General features: G+C 59.3%; 15 protein-coding genes. 11 read left to right on the top strand and 4 right to left on the bottom strand.

The window, feature by feature from the left end; genetic code table 11:
* The first annotated feature begins 88 nt into the window (after positions 1 to 88).
* Both NCS02_RS29485 and NCS02_RS29480 read left to right on the top strand, forming a co-directional pair.
* The gene (locus NCS02_RS29485; RefSeq protein WP_250523426.1) at positions 89 to 1447 is read left to right on the top strand and encodes an MFS transporter; all 1359 of its coding nucleotides are present in this window, start codon (positions 89 to 91) and stop codon (positions 1445 to 1447) included.
* 16 nt (positions 1448 to 1463) lie between these two features.
* Positions 1464 to 2501 (top strand): XdhC family protein, encoded by a 1038-nt coding sequence (locus tag NCS02_RS29480; protein ID WP_250523425.1) that lies wholly within the window; start codon positions 1464 to 1466, stop codon positions 2499 to 2501.
* A gap of 587 nt (positions 2502 to 3088) precedes the next feature.
* Here NCS02_RS29480 and NCS02_RS29475 read toward each other — a convergent pair.
* From NCS02_RS29475 to NCS02_RS29465, 3 genes are all read right to left on the bottom strand, one after another.
* Positions 3089 to 4276, bottom strand: coding sequence for a lactonase family protein (locus tag NCS02_RS29475; RefSeq protein ID WP_250523424.1), 1188 nt, complete (start codon positions 4274 to 4276; stop codon positions 3089 to 3091).
* Positions 4277 to 4359: 83 nt separating this feature from the next.
* Positions 4360 to 4725 (bottom strand): transposase, encoded by a 366-nt coding sequence (locus NCS02_RS29470; protein ID WP_250523423.1) that lies wholly within the window; start codon positions 4723 to 4725, stop codon positions 4360 to 4362.
* 343 nt (positions 4726 to 5068) lie between these two features.
* Entirely contained in the window at positions 5069 to 6727 is a 1659-nt protein-coding gene (locus NCS02_RS29465) for a sigma-54 interaction domain-containing protein (RefSeq protein WP_250523422.1), read from the bottom strand.
* A gap of 289 nt (positions 6728 to 7016) precedes the next feature.
* Between NCS02_RS29465 and NCS02_RS29460 the strand changes: the two genes are divergently transcribed.
* The 5 genes from NCS02_RS29460 (at position 7017) to NCS02_RS29440 (ending at position 11427) form a co-directional block, all read left to right on the top strand.
* A complete protein-coding gene (locus tag NCS02_RS29460; protein WP_250523421.1) occupies positions 7017 to 7385 on the top strand; it encodes a DUF485 domain-containing protein in 369 nt (122 codons plus the stop codon).
* Positions 7382 to 8938 carry a solute symporter family protein gene (locus NCS02_RS29455; RefSeq protein ID WP_250523420.1) on the top strand — a complete coding sequence of 519 codons (1557 nt, stop codon included), beginning with the start codon at positions 7382 to 7384 and terminating at the stop codon, positions 8936 to 8938. The genes NCS02_RS29460 and NCS02_RS29455 overlap by 4 nt, the downstream gene beginning before the upstream one ends.
* A gap of 64 nt (positions 8939 to 9002) precedes the next feature.
* Entirely contained in the window at positions 9003 to 9692 is a 690-nt protein-coding gene (locus NCS02_RS29450) for a haloacid dehalogenase type II (protein ID WP_250523419.1), read from the top strand.
* Positions 9693 to 9859: 167 nt separating this feature from the next.
* The gene (locus NCS02_RS29445) at positions 9860 to 10294 is read left to right on the top strand and encodes an amidase family protein (RefSeq protein ID WP_250523418.1); all 435 of its coding nucleotides are present in this window, start codon (positions 9860 to 9862) and stop codon (positions 10292 to 10294) included.
* The gene (locus NCS02_RS29440) at positions 10216 to 11427 is read left to right on the top strand and encodes an amidase family protein (RefSeq protein WP_250523417.1); all 1212 of its coding nucleotides are present in this window, start codon (positions 10216 to 10218) and stop codon (positions 11425 to 11427) included. The genes NCS02_RS29445 and NCS02_RS29440 overlap by 79 nt, the downstream gene beginning before the upstream one ends.
* 635 nt (positions 11428 to 12062) lie before the next feature.
* Here NCS02_RS29440 and NCS02_RS29435 read toward each other — a convergent pair.
* Entirely contained in the window at positions 12063 to 12983 is a 921-nt protein-coding gene (locus tag NCS02_RS29435; RefSeq protein ID WP_250523416.1) for a helix-turn-helix transcriptional regulator, read from the bottom strand.
* Between the two features lie 306 nt (positions 12984 to 13289).
* Between NCS02_RS29435 and NCS02_RS29430 the strand changes: the two genes are divergently transcribed.
* From NCS02_RS29430 to NCS02_RS29415, 4 genes are read left to right on the top strand one after another with little or no spacing between them, the layout of a single operon-like run.
* Positions 13290 to 14369, top strand: coding sequence for an ABC transporter substrate-binding protein (locus NCS02_RS29430; RefSeq protein ID WP_250523415.1), 1080 nt, complete (start codon positions 13290 to 13292; stop codon positions 14367 to 14369).
* Positions 14366 to 15940 (top strand): sugar ABC transporter ATP-binding protein, encoded by a 1575-nt coding sequence (locus NCS02_RS29425; RefSeq protein WP_250523414.1) that lies wholly within the window; start codon positions 14366 to 14368, stop codon positions 15938 to 15940. The genes NCS02_RS29430 and NCS02_RS29425 overlap by 4 nt, the downstream gene beginning before the upstream one ends.
* Positions 15924 to 16877: an ABC transporter permease gene (locus NCS02_RS29420; protein ID WP_250523413.1), complete on the top strand. Its 954-nt coding sequence runs from the start codon at positions 15924 to 15926 to the stop codon at positions 16875 to 16877. The genes NCS02_RS29425 and NCS02_RS29420 overlap by 17 nt, the downstream gene beginning before the upstream one ends.
* Positions 16874 to 17845: an ABC transporter permease gene (locus NCS02_RS29415; RefSeq protein WP_250523412.1), complete on the top strand. Its 972-nt coding sequence runs from the start codon at positions 16874 to 16876 to the stop codon at positions 17843 to 17845. The genes NCS02_RS29420 and NCS02_RS29415 overlap by 4 nt, the downstream gene beginning before the upstream one ends.
* The last annotated feature ends 8 nt before the right edge of the window (positions 17846 to 17853 follow it).

Genomic DNA, 17853 nt, shown 5'->3' with positions numbered 1-17853 from the left:
GAGCGGTGGTCGCTTCCGAACCGGTTCGGCGAGCGACGCGCCCGCGGGTTCTGCCCAGGCTGCCAGAGAAAAGACATTCGGAGACGCCATGACCCAATCACCTACCGTCGATATCGCTCAAGTCGTCGAGACGCAGGGGCGCAGCTGGTTCACTGCGAGCCTGTTCATCCTGTGCGCCCTCGTCATGCTGGCGGACGGTTTCGACAATCAGGCATTGAATTACGCCGCGCCCGGCATCATCAAGGAACTGGGCATCAACCGGGCGCTGATGACGCCCGTGTTCAACATCAGCATCGTCGGCTGGATGGCGGGGTCGGTCCTCTTCGCCATGCTGGCAGACCGCATCGGGCGGCGGCGCGCCATTCTGCTCGCCACCGTGGTGTTCGGCGGCTTCACGTTCGCCGTGCCGTTCGCTCACAATCTGGTCGAACTGTCGATCATGCGCTTTTGCGCCGCGCTCGGCATCGGAGGCGGCATGCCGATGGCCGTCTCGCTCATCACGGACTACGCCCGCTCGGCAAATCGCGGGCTGATCATCACCCTGCTCTATCTCGGCTACACGGCGGGTTCGTCCGGCGGCGGCCTGCTCGCGGCGGAGATCATTCCGGTCTATGGCTGGCGCTCGGTCTTCTATCTGGGCGGCGCGGGCGCGGTGGTGGTGGGCATCATCCTGTTCATCGGTCTGCCCGAGTCCATTCGCTATCTCGCGCTGCGCAATCCCACGAGCGACCGTATTCTGCTCTATGCCCGCAAGCTGAAGCCTAGCGCGCAATTCGCCGACGACACGCGTTTCACGATTCAGGAACAGGTGCGCACGGGCGTGCCGGTGAAGCACCTCTTCACCGAAGGCCGGGGCGCGATGACCGCTTTCCTCTGGCTCGGGCTCGGCCTCTCCTTCGTCACGCACTTCTTCCTGTCGCAGTGGATGACGACCTTATTGACCGACGAAATCGGCTTTGCCAATGCGGCCCGCAGCCAGGCCTTGTTTCAGCTCGGCGCAGGCTTTAGCTTCTTCTTCGGCTGGATGATCGACAAGAAAGGCGTGCAGGTGATGACGCTGACGATGATCTTCGGCGCCCTTCCCGTCGCGGCCCTCGGGCTGGCCGTCGGATCGGGCGCGAGTCTCACGATGGCGATGTCGCTGGCGTCGGGTCTGCTGGTGCTGGGCGGCAACATCGGCCTCAACGCCATTTCGAGCATGATCTATCCGACCTTCATCCGCTCGACGGCGACGGGCGCGTCGTTCGCTGTGGCGCGTATTGGTGCGATCATCGGACCGCTGCTCGCCGGTGTGCTCATCGCCATCGGTACGCCGATCGCCACGATCTTCCTGCTCGGTGCGTTGCCGTTGCTGGCGGCGGGCGTCGCCTGTTTCATGCTCAACCGGACGATCACGCCGGAAGTGGCGCGAGAGATGTCCTCGCGCTCGGCGCTGTCGCGGCACTAGCGGGCAGCTTCCGAACATGGACAGCATCGATCTCGATGTGCTCAAGGCCAGCGCCCGCTGGCTCCAAAGCGGGCGCCGCGTGCTGCTCGTCACCGTCGTCAGGACGTGGGGTTCGTCGCCACGGCCTGAAGGCGCGATGCTGGCGATCTGCGAAGACGGCTCGGTCGCGGGCTCGGTGTCCGGCGGCTGCATCGAGGACGATCTGATCGATCGGGTGCGGCGGCTCGGCATTCAGCAGACGCATCCGGAAGCCATCAAATACGGGATTTCGGCCGAGGAGGCGCATCGTTTCGGCTTGCCGTGCGGCGGCACGATCGAACTGGTGCTCGAGCCGGTATCGCACGATAGCCGGATCGAAGATCTGTGCGCCCGCGTGATCGCCGGCGAGGTGGTCATGCGCTCGCTCGATATGACGAGCGGCGCGGTGACACTCGCGCCGGGCGCGTCGGCCGAAGGCATCGTTTTCGATGGGCGCCGCTTGCGGACGGTTCACGGCCCGCATTACCGGATGCTCGTGATCGGCGCGGGCCAGCTTTCGCGCTATCTGTGCGAGATCGCGCTGGGGCTGGACTACAGGGTCATCGTCTGCGATCCGCGCGAGGAGTATAGCGATACATGGCACGTGTCGGGCACGACGCTCGTGCGAACCATGCCGGACGACACCGTGCTCGACATGAAACTCGATGACCGCTCTGCCGTGATCGCGCTTACGCACGATCCGAAGCTCGACGATCTCGCGCTGATGGCAGCGTTGAAAACCCCTGCGTTCTACGTCGGCGCGCTCGGCTCGCGCAGGAACAACATGGCTCGACGCGAACGGCTCGAATCGTATTTTGACCTGAGCGCGGAAGAAGTGGGCCGGTTGCACGGGCCCGCAGGCATCTATATCGGCAGTCGCACGCCGCCGGAGATTGCGATATCGATACTCGCCGAAGTAACCGCGGCCAAGAACGGCATAGTGATACCACATGAACTGAGAATCAGCGAGGCGAAGGCCGCGCGCGACATCGCTGTGAACGAACAGACGGCGTGCATCGCAGACCGTATTCTTTAGAATCAGGCACGGTCGTGGCGCGCACTTCGATCCAGAGAGTAAGAAAAGCGGCACGCGTTAGTCACGATACGTGAACTCGGTCACCATCGGAAGACGCCTTGTGACCGTCTCGCGAGAGCAGACGGGCTGCGGCATCGTCAACCTGATGGTGTCCGCGTGCCCTGAATTGCAGGGGCGACTACAGCGGCGCAACTGGCCTCGATTGCTACCAAGCCGCAAATTCGCGGTGGGCGGCCTTACTCATGTGCTCTAGTCAGAAACGGCTCCTCTCCGCATCAAGTACCTTGTCGTTGAGTCGAGCGGTTTCGCGACCGATTGGGCCGGATCTTCGCAAGAATACACGAGGCAGCAGACCGCGGAAGCCGCTGCATGGTAGGTCAGTCAGCACTTCGGCTGCATTCAATCAGCCATATACGGTTGATTTGCCCGGCTTCCAACCGTGACATCCCTTCCAATTTCGGCTGTCGCTTGAAACGGAGAGAGCCCGGCGCAGACGTGTGACTAAATGCGACATAAGTTCTTGAAGCGAATCGGATGCATTGCGTGCGAGCGGCGCTCGCACGTCACACCAAAATGCGTCGGAATGCTCAGGTGCCGGCCAGTCCCTGCAAGCCGATTTTTGACGCTGTATTGGCCGGCTGCTCACCAAGCTTGCGCAAGCTACCGTCGGCAGAAATTGCATAGGCGACGATCTTGTCATTTCCCGCGTAGTCTTGGTAAAGGTACTTACCGTCCGGGCTTATCCATGAATCGTTTGCAAAAGCAGACGTCTGACCCGAAATAGGGGTCTCTGTTGCAGCAATCGGATTGGCGAGTGTCATTTTTCCTGCCGTGTCGATGCTGAAAAGAGAAACCGCCCCACTGCCGTTTCCAACGAAAGCAAATCGATTGTCCGGCGTTAGTGAGATCCAGCATGGCGCTTGTTGTCCGATCACGTCTATCGGCCCGCTCAGGCTCGCGAAGCTTCCATCTGCGGCCATAGAGTAGGAGCTTGCTGTCCCGCCTGCGGCTTCCGTTACGGCATACACAGACGTCAGTGGGCCCGAACCAAATCGACCTCCAAACGGTCCCACGCCTGATGATGGGCTTGACACCGGTTGCCCAAGGGACCCGTCAGAATTGATGGGATACGACAGGAGCATGTTTAGCGGCTGTGCCGGAGCGACGGTTCTCAAAAATCCGTTGACTACTACGAACTTACCGTTTGGGGTGACTGCAACTTGCGTGGGGAGCGCATCCGGCACCGCTACTGCGTATTGACCGATCGCCGTCAGTTTGCCGTCGGTACCGACCTTAAAGGCTCCTAACTCTTGAGCACCTTGCTGATGAGTGACGTAAAGCACGCCGTTGAGATAAGCCAAGGACGTCGGCCGAATTCCGCCAGTCGGAGACACAGCGAGCAACACCAATTCGCCGGCCGGGCCAATTGACAACACGCTCACAGTGTTGTCACCTGCGTTCGCAACGAAAAGGCGGGATCCATCTGGCGAGACGATGACGCTGTTGTTGCTTGTTAGGGCATCGGGCGCAACGATGTTTCCCATAAAGTAGTTAACGCCATTCGTGCCTTTACCGCCTGTCAGCACGGTTCCTTTAGGATTCAGAGTGCCGTCTGCGTTACGCACAAAATGGATCACTGCATTTGTCGCGTCGTTAGTTTGAGCAAATAGCTGGGGCGTCTTGGCTGAATTGTTGTCCGATCCTCCCCCGCAGGCGGCCAAAATCAGAGACGCCGCAGTCGCAGTTGCGGCTACGATCAATCGTTTTTGCTTCATCCTTCGCTCCTTGTCGGCGATTTTCAACTGGAATTTGGGTCCGAAAACCCAAGTGTTGAAGTTCGTTCGTGCGGGGCGTTCGGTTACAGACGTTCGTCAAATCTTTTGTCATCCACGTCGCGCATTGCGGCTTCGGAGACCGGGCCGCTCACCGTTATCGACTGTTGCCCGGCGAACTTTGCCACGGATATCCGGCGAGGTTTCCGCGTTGGCGCCCATAGCGGCAGGAACGAACGCCGGTATTGGTTCGATACGGCCTCTACCAGCCGTTCAGACGAGCGCTTCGGAAGTCTGCCTTCTGCCTGATTGAGCCAGCGGCGCGAGCGACTCGCGTTGAGCCGATGTTCCAGCGCCACGGCCGACACTGACACACCGGTACCCTGGCCAGCGGCAACAACGCGCGCCTTCAAGTCTTCGGTGTAGCGACGACGACGGCGACGCAGCCGCAACGCCCCTTCTTCGATAGTGTTCGGGCTGAATGCACCGGGAGCACGCTCTACGCAATGTCAATTCCAACTGGCGTATCTTTCATTTTGGATCCTCCAGTTGGCGGGAAATGCGAGCATTTTCCACTTGGGCACATCGATGCCGTTGGCCCCTGAGGGTCCACGATCCTCTGATCTCATAGTCGCGAGTGGGAGGCACTCCAATCGACTTATTTATTCCCGTCAATTAGTGAAAAAGGATGATCGCCACATGATTGCTGTATGTTGAAGCGAGGCCGGATCCAAGGCTATCGTTCCCCGCAGATCGCCGCGATTCGTGGAAGTGCGTCTTTCGAAAAATGGGCGTTCAAGTTCGGCCAGTTCTCAACTTCCGCACGACGCTCGATTGGCTCAACCCTAACGCCCGCGCGGCGTCTCGAGTGTTACCCGCTTTGCGCATCGCTTCCTCGACGAGACGGCGCTCGAAGCGTTCAACGCGGTGACGGAATGAACTAGGCTCGACATCAATCGCATCGACGGGCAGGACGCCATCCAAAAATTGCGGATCGATGACGTCACTCTCGCTTGTCACGACTAACCGCTCAATGACGTTTCTTAATTCACGCACATTGCCGGGCCAGCCATAATCCAGAAGGAGCGCCATCGCCTGCTCAGACACCACCCGTCGAAAGCCATAGCGCTCATTGAATTCCTGAACGAAGTGAAGCACCAGAGGTGCGATATCATCCTTGCGGTCGACTAAAGGGGGAACAGGGATCGGCACCACATTCAGTCGATAGTAAAGGTCGTCTCTGAACGTTCGCTGTTCTACCATTTGCTTGAGGTCACGGTTTGTCGCAGCAATTATGCGGACGTCGACAGATCTCGTTTTCGTGCCGCCGACCTTGGCAATCGTTCGGTCTTGAAGCACCTGTAGCAGCTTCACTTGGAGGTCAAGCGGCATATCTCCTATTTCATCAAGAAAGAGCGTCCCGCGATTAGCCAGTTCGATGAGCCCGCTCTTTCCGCTGCGCTGCGCTCCTGTAAAAGCTCCCGGCTCATAGCCAAAGAGTTCCGACTCTAACAGGTCGTGCGGAAGCGCTCCACAATTGATTTTAATAAAGGGGCCCGCCGAACGCAGGCCGCGGCGATGGATGAGGCTTGCAATGACATCTTTCCCAACGCCGGACTGCCCTGTAATCAAGACCGTCGCGTCTACTCGCGCCACGCGCGCCGCAAGTTCTGCAACTCGCCTCATCGGCTCGCTTCTTAGCACGACGTTGTCAACGCGCAGGTTCTGCAGGCGCAACGCCTCATTCTCTTCATCTACACGTCGGAGCTTCTCGCGCGTTTGCGCAAGTGCGTCCTGCAACTGTCTAAGCTCTGTCGTGTCACGAGAGTTGATGATGACTTTGCGAACCTTTCCAGCCGCATCAACCAGCGGAATGCCGGTCACCAGGATGGTCTTGCCCGTATGAGTATATTGCGTCGTGGAAATGCGTTGGCCAGTTCTGGCGACCTGGGCAGCGACAACCGGACGAATCCAACCGGCTTTTTCAAATTCCGAGACATGCTTGCCTATCATGTCCGAGGCCCGAAGATCGTAGTTTCGCTCGCAGCCTTCGTTGACCATCAACGTGTAGCCAGCTCCATCAGCTACAAAGATGCCATCGAATGAATGTCGAAAAATCTCTTCGAAGTCAAGCGCTGCTTGCTGGAGCCGATCAATGCTTTCCAGTACGCCAGCGTCCGTGCCGACTGGCACCAGCATCGTTAGTGATCCCGCGCCCGTTCGGTAGTGCCCAATGGCATACTCCTTATTGCCTGCCTTTAGCAAATCCGATTCGGCGCGTGCACCGGGCCGCCCCTCCCCATCCGTCGGCCACGTGCGCCGCACCTCTTCCGGAAACGTCTGATGAAGCTCGCGCGCTGTCGCGTTCATATAGACCACGTCTCCATCCGCTCTGCAGGCTACAAAGCCGATCGGATGTTCATCCAGCAGCGCTTCCAAAAATTGAATCGCCATCTCAAACTCCTCTCCGATGCAAGAGGATAACCCAGCATTTGGCTCACGCCTTGCCCGCCATCTTGACCTGAGTCATATCTGACTCATCCGATTCTGTATCGGTTCGCCGCCCCTGATTGTCTACCGTCGCTTCGCTGATCGTTGCAACCCGCCGCGCCATTGCGGACATACCGTCCAGCGCGTGGCCGAGACGAAATGGTCAAATTGGTCCGGACCTTGCAGATAACAGCCCAGGCGGCCAGCTGCTTCACTCGCTTGCCGTCTCATTAAACAAGACATGGAGACAGAGATGATCGAACTATCGCGCGTCGCGATGCTTAACGACTATGAATCAGTTGCTGAAGACGGATCGTCGGAAAGATCGAGAGTGGTCATTCACTCGCAAGCTTTTCGCAGGTTGATGTCGATCAAGCGTCGTACGTCTGCACCGCTCCTTGGAGTAGGCCTCGCTTACGCCTTTGGGGTTGCGCTCTTGTCGGGGTTTGCGCCAGAACTGATGGCAAGGAAGGTTGCGGGATCGTTCACGCTCGGCTATCTGCTCGTTGCGATGATTTACGTGATGTGTTGGGTGCTGTCAGTTGCCTATGTTGTGCTGGCCAACCGAATGTTCGACGTTCAAGCAGAACTGGTAGCGGACGCGTTCCGAGGAGATGCATGATGAAGATTCTAACGATAGCTATTTTTCTAGTCATCCTCGCCGTCACATTGGTCATAACCTTCTGGGCGGCACGTAAGACCCATACCACGTCCGAGTTCTACGCGGCAGGAGGCAAGCTAAGCGCCCGCGCGAACGGCTTCGCTCTTGCAGGCGACTGGATGAGCGCGGCAGCATTTCTCGGCTTCTCCGGCTTAATCTCGCTTTATGGCATGGACGGATCACTGTATGCGGTGGCAGCGCTGGCTGCCTTCCTTGTCGTTCTGATGCTCGTTGCGGAGCCCGTACGCAACACGGGACGCTTCACATTCGGCGATGTCATCGCTGAGCGTATGAAACGGCCAAGTGCGCGACTGGCGGCGATCATCGGAACAATTGTGGTGAACATCGCGTATATGGTCCCGCAAATGTCAGGCGCGGGCGCGCTAATAAAGTTGATGCTAGGCGTGCCGTACGACGTCGCTGTTACGCTGGTCGGAGTGGGCATGATCATCTATGTCCTCTTCGGTGGCATGCTGGCGACGACATGGGTGCAGATTGTGAAAGCCGTACTGCTCCTTGCCGCAGCGATAGTCTTAGTGTGCATGCTCTTGGCTGCGGTCAACTTTGATCCTCTCAAGCTTTTCTCGTCCGTAGAGCAGCTCTACGGTGCCAAGATGCTTGCGGCTGGAGGCTACTTCAAGCATCCGCTCGACACGCTCTCGCTATTTATCTCTTTTATCTTTGGCGTTGCAGGTCTGCCACACATCATGACACGGTTCTACACCGTGCCGGATGCAAAGACAGCAAGAAATTCTGTACTGTGGCTGATGTTCCTCGCTGGCGGTTTCTTTATGGTGACTACGCTAATAGGCTTCGCCTCAGCGACTTTTGTTGGCCAAGACGCGATCCGGGCCGCGGATAAGGGCGGCAACCTTGCTCTTCCGTTACTGGCTCAATACCTGGGAGGGGGTGCCGGGTCCATTGGGGGCCAGGTATTTCTCGCTTGCATCTGTGCGATCGCGTTTGCTGCGATTCTTGCGGTCGTAGCCGGGCTGACACTGGCATCCTCCGGAGCAATCGCGCATGACCTCTACGTCAACGTGATACGCGGCGGGTCCGTCAGTGAAAAAGAGCAAGTGCGCGTTGCACGTCTCTCGACGTTGCTCGTCGGAATTGCGGCGGTCTCGCTAGGCCTCCTTGCACAGGGCATGAACGTAGGCGTGCTTGTCATCCTTGCGATATCGGTTGCCGCATCAGCAAACTTCCCAATCATCGCGCTCTCGATTTTTTGGCGCCGGTTCAACACCTCCGGAGTGATAGGCGGCGTCGCAGCCGGTCTCATTTCTTCGATCGCACTCGCCTTCATGGGGCCAGCATTCATGAAAGAACACGCGATCTTTCCTATTGTGAATCCAGCAATCGCAAGTATGCCGATCGGATTTTTGGGCGCATGGCTATGCACAGTGCTATCTCACCCGGCGCCGAGCCACATGGACGCTTTCGATGCGTTCTTCGTTAAAGCGCAAAGCGGATTCGACAGCACAGACGCAACGCTCCGCGGTCAACAACGATAACCGACGTTCCTTACGTGCGACATTTTTTCTTGCGTAACATCTAGGACAATCAAGGACACTCCACATGAAGCCAATCAAAGCAGTCGTTTTCGACCTCTACGGTACCCTCTACGACGTCCATTCTGTTGCCGTCCGCTGCGGCGAATGGTATCCCGGTCGCGGTCTCGAAATCAGCGTATTATGGCGGCAAAAGCAACTCGAATATACGTGGCTGCGAAGCCTTATGGGTCAGTATGTGTCGTTTGAGAAGGCTACCGAAGACGCACTAGACTATGTCGTGTCTCATCTCAAGCTGGCGCTTTCTCCAGAAGAGCACGCCCAGCTGTGCGACGAGTATCTGCGCTTGCAACCCTTCCCTGAAACCGACTCGGCGCTTTGCGCTTTACAGGCTCAGGGCGTGCCCCTCGCGATCCTTTCAAACGGTTCGAATTTTTCGATTAGGTCGGTGGTCGAGAGTTCTCACCTGCAGCACCATTTCGATCACCTGATCAGCGTCGATCGAGTTGAGGTTTTCAAACCGCACACATCCGTTTACGAGATGGCGGAGCAGACAATCAACTTCCCCCGCGATGAGATTCTCTTCGTCTCATCCAACTCTTGGGATGCGGCCGGCGCGGCGCATTTCGGATATCAAGTTTGCTGGGTTAATCGAGTCGGTAACACGTTTGACCAACTCGGCGTTAGGCCCCACTATGTGGTCGAAGGCCTTGACGGCATTCCTTCGCTGGTCGCGGCTACGGTTGTAGCGTCCTAATTTTGGCGTGCAGGAGCGCGCCGCATCGCCGCTGACTCAACGGTTGTCTGCGCCAGCCCCTTTGTCCTCAAAATTCACTGGCGCGGACCCACGTCACACCCAACAACGCGTGTGTGCTACTGACCGCGCACCTGTGTTTTCGTTCTTCACCCAACCGAGGAGGGTCAATGCGTCACTTCAAACCGTTTAGCATATCCGAAGACATCCGGTCGGCTGCCCTCCAGATTGAACCGCAGGCATTGTCGATCGAATCGATCAGCGCTGCTTTCAAGGCGGGGGAATTCACGCCGATCGAGGCTACTGCGGCGTGCTTGCTTCGAATTAACGCTGCCGAGCCCTACTTGAACGCCTTCATATGGCTCAACCAAAAGGTGCAGCAAGATGCAGAACGCGCGGCAGCCGAAATCAAGCGCGGAGGACAGCGGAGCCCGCTGCATGGTGTGCCCATCGTCCTTAAAGACAACATGAATCTGGTGGGAGCCGCACAACGGCGGGTTACGCCGGTTTCGCATCAGACAGTCGAGTGCTCGACCCGGCTAAAGGCGCCTTCAACGGCATTGACCTGTATCCCACACGGGACGCGTCGCTCGTCAAGTCCCTGAAGGACGCCGGCGCAATCCTTATCGGAAAAAGCAATCTTCCAGACTTTGGACTCGATGGTCTGCGCGCGCAATCAAGCTACAACGGCGACACGTTCAACGCGTATCACTCGAATTTTGCGCCCGGCGCGTCCAGCTCGGGCAGCGCTTCTGCTGTTGCCTCCGGCATGGGCGTCGTCGGCCTCGGAACGGACACAGCAGGATCGATCCTGTTCCCCGCCTCAGCACAGAGCCTCGTTGGGCTAAAGCCCACCTACGAGCTTGTCGCGACAGAGGGCATCTATCCGGGCCTGTTCAATCATGATGTCGCCGGCCCGATCGCTCGGACGGTAAAAGACGTCGCAGCAGTATTAGATGTAATTGCAGCGCAGGGTAGTAAGACGCCGGATATTTCAAAATCGCTTTTTGCTGGTGCTTTGCACGGAAAGAGAATCGGAGTCTTCGAGGCTGGGATTTGGGCAGCCGAGTTGCATCCGAGCATACGCGCTCATTACGCGTCGATCCTAGAGAAAGTTAGATCGATGGGCGCAAGCCTCGTCCAAACCGTGTTCGGCGACACAGACTGGCGGGAGCGTTGGATTTCTCGAACCGCGTTTCCGCAATGCAACGCCTACCTTGACGGTGTCGACGAATTCTTTGCGACGCTTGGAAACGGATGCCCGGCCTCGCGCCAGGAGTTCGAGGAACGCGCCGGGTTCCCGATTGGGCTGGGTACCACCGCTCCGCTTTTCGCCCTTCTGGCTAACCCAGCGATCAACGTACGCAGAGACAGCAAGGAGATGAGTGTTGTCCTTCAAGACGCTCGTTCGCTCACCGAGCGCTATGAGCAAATTATGGCGGACAAGCAAATCGACGCTCTGTTGATGCCCCGATCAACACAACCGCTCCCTAATCTCAACGGTAACACGCCCGAGTATCTTGGTGATCAAGTCGTCGGGACAGAGGTCAACGAGCTTGGCCTTCCCGTTGTCACCGTGCCCGCAGGGTATTCGGAGGACGGTCGCCCTGTTGCGATCGATATCGTCGGCTCGAAGCGCTTTGCCGAGGCGGAAATTCTGGCGCTTGCCTACGACTTTGAACAGGCCACCCGCTTCAGGACGCCGCCTCCAGAATTTGATTTTGCTACTTTTGCGTAGCTCCTTATGTTTGACCTACCCATGAAGACTGGTCCGGCTCAAGGTACGCCATAAAGTCGGACAACCCACTCTCGGTGTCAACGTCAAGCCAAGTCTCCCGTTGCGCTTCAGTCGAAGGCGGGACCTCTCGTCGCCCCCACGGGACCGCGGCAACATCCGGTCCTCGCGGTCGAGTCCACCGAACACCGCAGCGCGCGCCCGCAGAGCCAGGTAGAGCCCGATGACGTCGGCCCGGGCTGTTAGAGACCATGTGCTGCTCTCGACTGTTGCGGCTTGATGCCGTGCTCGCGCCAACGCGCACGCATGAGGGCGACACGTCGCCGATCTCGGCGCGAGCCTTTGGATGATCGAGTTTGGCAAGCCGCCGGCGGGTTTGTGCTTAAGGGTACGGTTGAGCACCCGTGCTTCGAAGTCGCGCCCGCTGCTCGGGAGGGCGTCCAGGATGCCTGGCGCGCGCGCCGGCCAGTCGCTCACCCAACATAGCACAGCGCTCCTCTAGGCTGCCTTCGCCCCTCCGTAAGCTGGAGACGTGTGCGCGGGTACATTTGCTGACGACCGAGAATATGCCCTCTGTCATTCAGCAAGTCCTTAGCTCTAGTATGGTCCGAAGATCGAACAGTTCGACGTTTCGAAGATCATCCGCTGCGCCCGGATTTCGACGCCCGGGATTTTCGGAAGGTATCGAGTACCGTTGCAGCATGAACGGGAATGGCAGTCGCATTGCTGGCATTCATCAGTGCCTCGATCCGTTGAGTGGTATCCGTCAACGGCGCCGGCGTGTAGACCATGATGCGCATCCCCGGCGCATCGGGCACCTCCAGCGATAGCGCATCCAGTTCGAGCAACCCTGCCACCGGATGCTCGATCACCTTGCGCCAGTCGCTGCGCTTAAGCACTTCGTGCTCCGCCCACCAGCGGCAGAAGTCCGCATCGGTATCGCTGAGTTCTTCGACGAGATCGCGCAGAAAAACCTCTCCGGAGGGCCGAAGAATATAATCGCCGCGAAACTGCGCCAACACGCATTTCGCGTAGGCGTCCCACCCCTGAAAAAGCGCACGCGCGCCGTCTTTCTGAAACGTGAACCACAGCAGATTGCAGCGACCCGCAGGCATCTTGCGAAAGTCGGTGAACACCCGCACAGCGGCTTCGTTCCATGTCACATAGTTCCAGTTGCCGTCGACGACATACGCTGGCATGTTGCCTAGCTGATCGAGCATGCGTCGAACTGTGTCCGTCACGTTCTGTGCGATCGGATACGGGCCAGGCGGCGTGTAGTGATTGGCCAGCTCAAACAAATGCGTGCGCTCGTGCGGCGAAAGTTTCAGTGCATTGGCGAGGCTTTCAATCGTCTTGAACGATACATTCACTTCCCTGCCCTGCTCGAGCCACGCATACCAGGTCACGCTGATACCGGCGCGCTCCGCAACCTCTTCCCGGCGCAGTCCTGGTGTCTTGCGACGGGTGCCGCTCGGAAAGTCGATGTCCTCGGGCCGAAGACGTGCTCGACGTGTCTTGAGGAAATCGGCCAGTTCGTTCAGGCGCTGCTGTTTTTCCATGTTTCGTCTCCTCTTCTTTTCCCTGTTACTGCCATTACTAGTAATGCCAATTGCTAGATGCGCTTCGTCAACCGTGCCACATTGACGCCGTCGGGAAGCACGCTGTATTGAGACGGCCGCAGGGCGGAGCGTCGAAGCGGTTGCCGGTGCCTGTGACCGCTAGACGCGTTGGAAAGTCCGAACAACGACGCGCGTCTCCCGACGGATATTAGAACATTTACGGAGACACTCATGCGTCGTTCGACCCGCTTTCAGCGCGCAATCCTATTTGCCGCTGCAGCAATCACACTGACGGCTTCCTGTGCCGTGCGAGCAGACTACACTGGCGCCGCGCGCACCTTCCTGTTCAATCCCGCGGTGCAGATTCCGTTCTCCGATACCTCGAAGTTCAAGAAGAAGCCGCCCTATGTGATTGGCTTCTCCAATGCGGGACTCGGCGACAGCTGGCGGGTTGTAATGCAACACTCGCTGATGAAAGCTGCGGCAGACCATCCAGACCAGATCAAGCAGTTGCTCATCACCAACGGGAACATGGACGACGCTAAACAGGCCGCGGACATTCAGGATCTGATCTCGCGCGGCGTGGACCTGCTCATCGTGAGTGCGAACACGCAAAAGGCGCTCGACCCCGTTGTCACGCGTGCGATGAAACAGGGCATTCCCGTCGTGATGGTCGACCGGCGTATTTCATCGGACAACTTCGTATCATTCGTGACGGGTTCCGATGCGATGATGGGCCGCGTGTGGGCGCAATGGATCGTCGAGAAGCTGCATGGCAAGGGCAACGTCATCATGCTGGCGGGCCAGGCGGGCTCCAGCGTCAGCGCCGACCGTGAAGCGGCCGCGCACCAAGTGTTCTCGCAATACGCCGGCATCAAAGTGCTTGACACAGTCTACTCAGACTGGAGCCCCGTGAAGGCAAAGCAGCAGATGCAGGCGATGATCGCAAAGTACGGGCACACCATCAACGCCGTATGGTGCGCTCACGGCTTGCCTGTCGCGGGCTCGATCGAAGCGTTCCTTGCGGCAGGCTTCAAGCCCGGTGAGATTCCGCCGCACACGACAGCCGACCTCAACGGTCCCCTGCAACTGGCGTTGAAGTACAAGATTCCGATGCTCGAGATCGGCTATCCGCCTTCGATGGGCGGCACGTCGCTCGATGTCGCGCTCAAGGCGCTGCAGGGTCAACCGCTGCCGAAAATCTACGAGATCAGCCCGCAGATCGCGCTGACGCGCGGCGACGAGACGGCATCGGTGCCGCATCCCGACCAGTACATCGATCAGGTGGTCGATGCGAAGGGCCCGCCTGACAAGATCATCGATGGCGGCATGGGAGCGGACTACAACCCGTCGACGTTCAAGATCAAGCTGCCGGGTGAGAAATGAACGCGCACATATCGGGTTTTTCAGGTGATGGCGTTGCGCCACCGCCCGACGTCATCCAGGTCAGTGGCATCGTCAAGCAGTTCCCTGGCGTCAAGAGCCTCGACGACGTGAGCTTCGGCGTGCGCGGCGGCGAAATTCACGCACTGGTCGGCGAAAATGGCGCGGGCAAATCGACACTGATGAAAGTGCTCGCTGGCGCGTACCTGCCGGACGAAGGCGCATTGTGCTTCGACGGTCGGCCCGTCGCGTGGAAGTCCCCCGCAGACGCAAAGGCGCACGGCGTTCACATCATCTATCAGGAACTCGTGCTGTTTCCGCAGTCGAGCGTCGCGCAGAACATCTTCGCGGGGATCGAGCCCCGCACACGGCTCGGCACGATCGACCACCGCACGATGAACGAACGCGCCGCCAAATTGCTACACGAGCTCGGCGTACAACTCGATCCGCGCGAGCGGGTCGGCGCGCTCTCTGTCGCGAGCCAGCAGATGGTTGAAATCGCAAAGGCGATGGCGAGCGAGATACGCGTCCTCATCCTCGACGAACCGACTGCCGTCATTGCCGGCAAGGAGGTGCAACTCCTGTTCGAACGGCTGCGCGTGCTGCGCGCGCGAGGCGTCGCCATTATCTACATCTCGCACCGACTCGACGAAATCTTTGAATTGTGCGACCGCGTGACCGTCATGAAGGACGGCCGCAAGATCGGTACACACCCCGTGTCCAAAACGACACGCGCCGAACTCGTGCGCATGATGGTCGGCCGCGAAATGAAAGACATCTATCCGCCCAAGCCCACGCTGCCCCCTGGGGGCACGGTGCTCATGAAGGTCGAAGGTCTGAACGTTGAAGATCGCGTCTTTGACGCGTCGCTTTGTGTACGCGCTGGCGAGATTGTCGGGCTCGCGGGTATGGTCGGCTCGGGCCGCACGGAACTCGCATCCGGCTTGTTCGGCGCGCTGCCCGCACGCGGCATGGTCGAAGTGCGTGGCACGCGCCATACGCGTATGACGCCGGCAACGGCGATCCGCCTCGGTCTCGGCTTCGTCACGGAAGACCGTAAATCCGAAGGTTTGCTGATGTACCTGAACGTCGCGCAGAACGTCACGGCGACTACCCTGCGACGCGTGTCCCGTTTCGGGTTGCTGAGACCCAAAGAAGAGCGCATGGCAGGCGCGGATGCCATCCGCGAATACGGCATCGCAGGCGCCCGACCGGCGGGCAGCGTCGCAACGCTGTCGGGCGGCAACCAGCAAAAAGTACTCATCAGCCGATGGGTACGCGTGTGCACCAGCGTGCTGATTCTCGACGAACCGACCCGTGGGGTCGACATCGGCGCAAAGGCGGAAATCTATCGCCTCATGCGCGAACTGACGAATCGCGGCCTCGGCATCCTGATGATCAGTTCCGAGTTACAGGAAGTCATCGGCATGTCCAACCGCGTGCTGGTGATGCGCGAAGGGCGTATCGCGGGCGAAGTCAGCGGCCACCAGTTGACCGAGCACGACATCATGGCGCTCGCAACGGGCGGCACGCAGCTCACGCAGACGGGAGGCGCTCATGCGTACGCTCATTAGACGCCACGTCTCGCAGAATGCAGCGCCGTTTATCGTCGCAGTGCTGATCGCGGTGCTGTTCGTCACGGGCACAAACGTCAACGACCGTTTTTCGACGCTGTCCAATCTGCTGAACGTCCATCAGCAGGCGACGGGCCTTGCGCTCGTCGCGTTGGGGCAGACGCTCGCCGTTCTGACAGGCGGCATCGATCTGTCCGTTGGTTCGTTGATCAGCGTGACAGCCACGCTAACATCCGGCATCTCCGATGCGACCCACGGCGGTTGGGGCATGGCGATTTCGGCCGCGATTGCGTTGTCGGTGATGGTGGGACTGGCCAATGGTCTGCTCGTGCTCTCGCTGCGCGTGCATCCGCTGATCATCACGCTGGGTATGGGCGCCATTCTGCAAGGCGGCATCCTGTACTACGCGAACGGCCCCGCAGGCAGCGTGCCGGACGGCTTCGACGCGCTGGCTTACGGCCGCTACGCCAACGTGCCCGTCACCGCCACCGTCGTGCTGCTTCTTTATGCCGGCGTGTCGTACTTCATGCGCAATACGCACCTAGGCCGGTACGTCTATCTCGTCGGCGACGACGACAACGCGGCAACGCTCTCGGGCATTCCGCGCAAACGGGTGATTCTATCGGTCTACACGTTCTCATCGCTCTGCGCCGGCCTCACGGGCATTTATCTCGCCGCCCAGTTCGGCTCGGGTCAACCGTATCTCGGCGCCAACTACACGCTTGCATCCATAACGCCCGTGGTCGTCGGCGGCACGATTCTGAGCGGGGGGCGCGGCGGCGTCGTCGGCACGTTGCTTGGTGTGTACCTGCTCAGCATGCTCAACAACCTGATCAACTTTGCCGGCGTGCCGTCCCAGTATCAGCTCATCGTACAGGGCATCGCGATCATCGCGGCCGTCTGCGTCAACGTTCAGCAGAAACGGAGGCTCGCATGAACTCGATTGCTCCGCGCAGCGAAGCCACACGGGTGCGCACGCTGTCGCTGCGTGTCGTACAGCGCTATGGCATCTATCTGTTTCTCGTGGTGCTGATTGCGCTTTCGGGCGCGTGGTCGCCCACTTTCCTTCGTGCCGATAACGTCGTCAACATGCTGGTGCAGTTCGCGCCGCTTGGCATCGTCGTGATTGGCCAGGTGTTCGTGATTCTCGTGGGCGGACTCGATCTGTCCGTGGCCTCCGTGATGGCGACGGCGGCCGTGATCGCCACTGCGTTCGACGACACGAACCATTCGGCCCCAGCCGTGTTTGGCGTCACGCTCGTGCTGTGCATGGGTGCCGGGCTGCTCAATGGCCTGCTTGTCACGAAGCGTCAGGTGTCGCCGTTTCTCGCGACCTTCGCCACCGCCGTCGTGCTCGACGGCCTGCGCTTCGCCTACACGCAGGGCGCGCCTTCCGGCAACGTACCACCGCTCTTTCACTTGATGGGAACAGGCTCGATCGCGGCAGTGCCCGTCAACGTGCTGTTGCTAGTCGCGTGCACGATCGTGTTCAGCACATTGCTGCATCTGTCCACGTTCGGACGGCGCGTGTACATGGTGGGCGGCAACGCCGTTGCCGCGAGGCTAGTCGGCGTGAGCCCCGACACCGTGCGTATCGCGTGTTACGTGATCAGTGCGCTGCTTGCGGGGCTGGCGGGACTGATCCTGTCAGGCTATGTCGGCATCGTCGACAACTGGGTGGGGCGCGGTTTCGAACTCGATTCGATCGTCGCCGCTGTGATGGGCGGGCTCGCGCTCTCCGGCGGCCGCGGCTCGCTGCTGGGCGGCCTCGCGGGTGCAGCCATTCTCGTCATCGTCTTCAACATCGTGCTGCTGATCGGAATGCCCGTGCAGGCGCAGATCATTGTCAAGGGAGTCATCATCATCGGCGCATCGGCGTGCTACGTGAGCCGCCGGCAACGCTGAATCTTCCA

Origin of the sequence: Caballeronia sp. NCF2, from assembly GCF_023631205.1 — a bacterium.
GTDB lineage: Bacteria > Pseudomonadota > Gammaproteobacteria > Burkholderiales > Burkholderiaceae > Caballeronia > Caballeronia zhejiangensis.
This window is presented reverse-complemented; position numbering and strand designations above follow the sequence as displayed.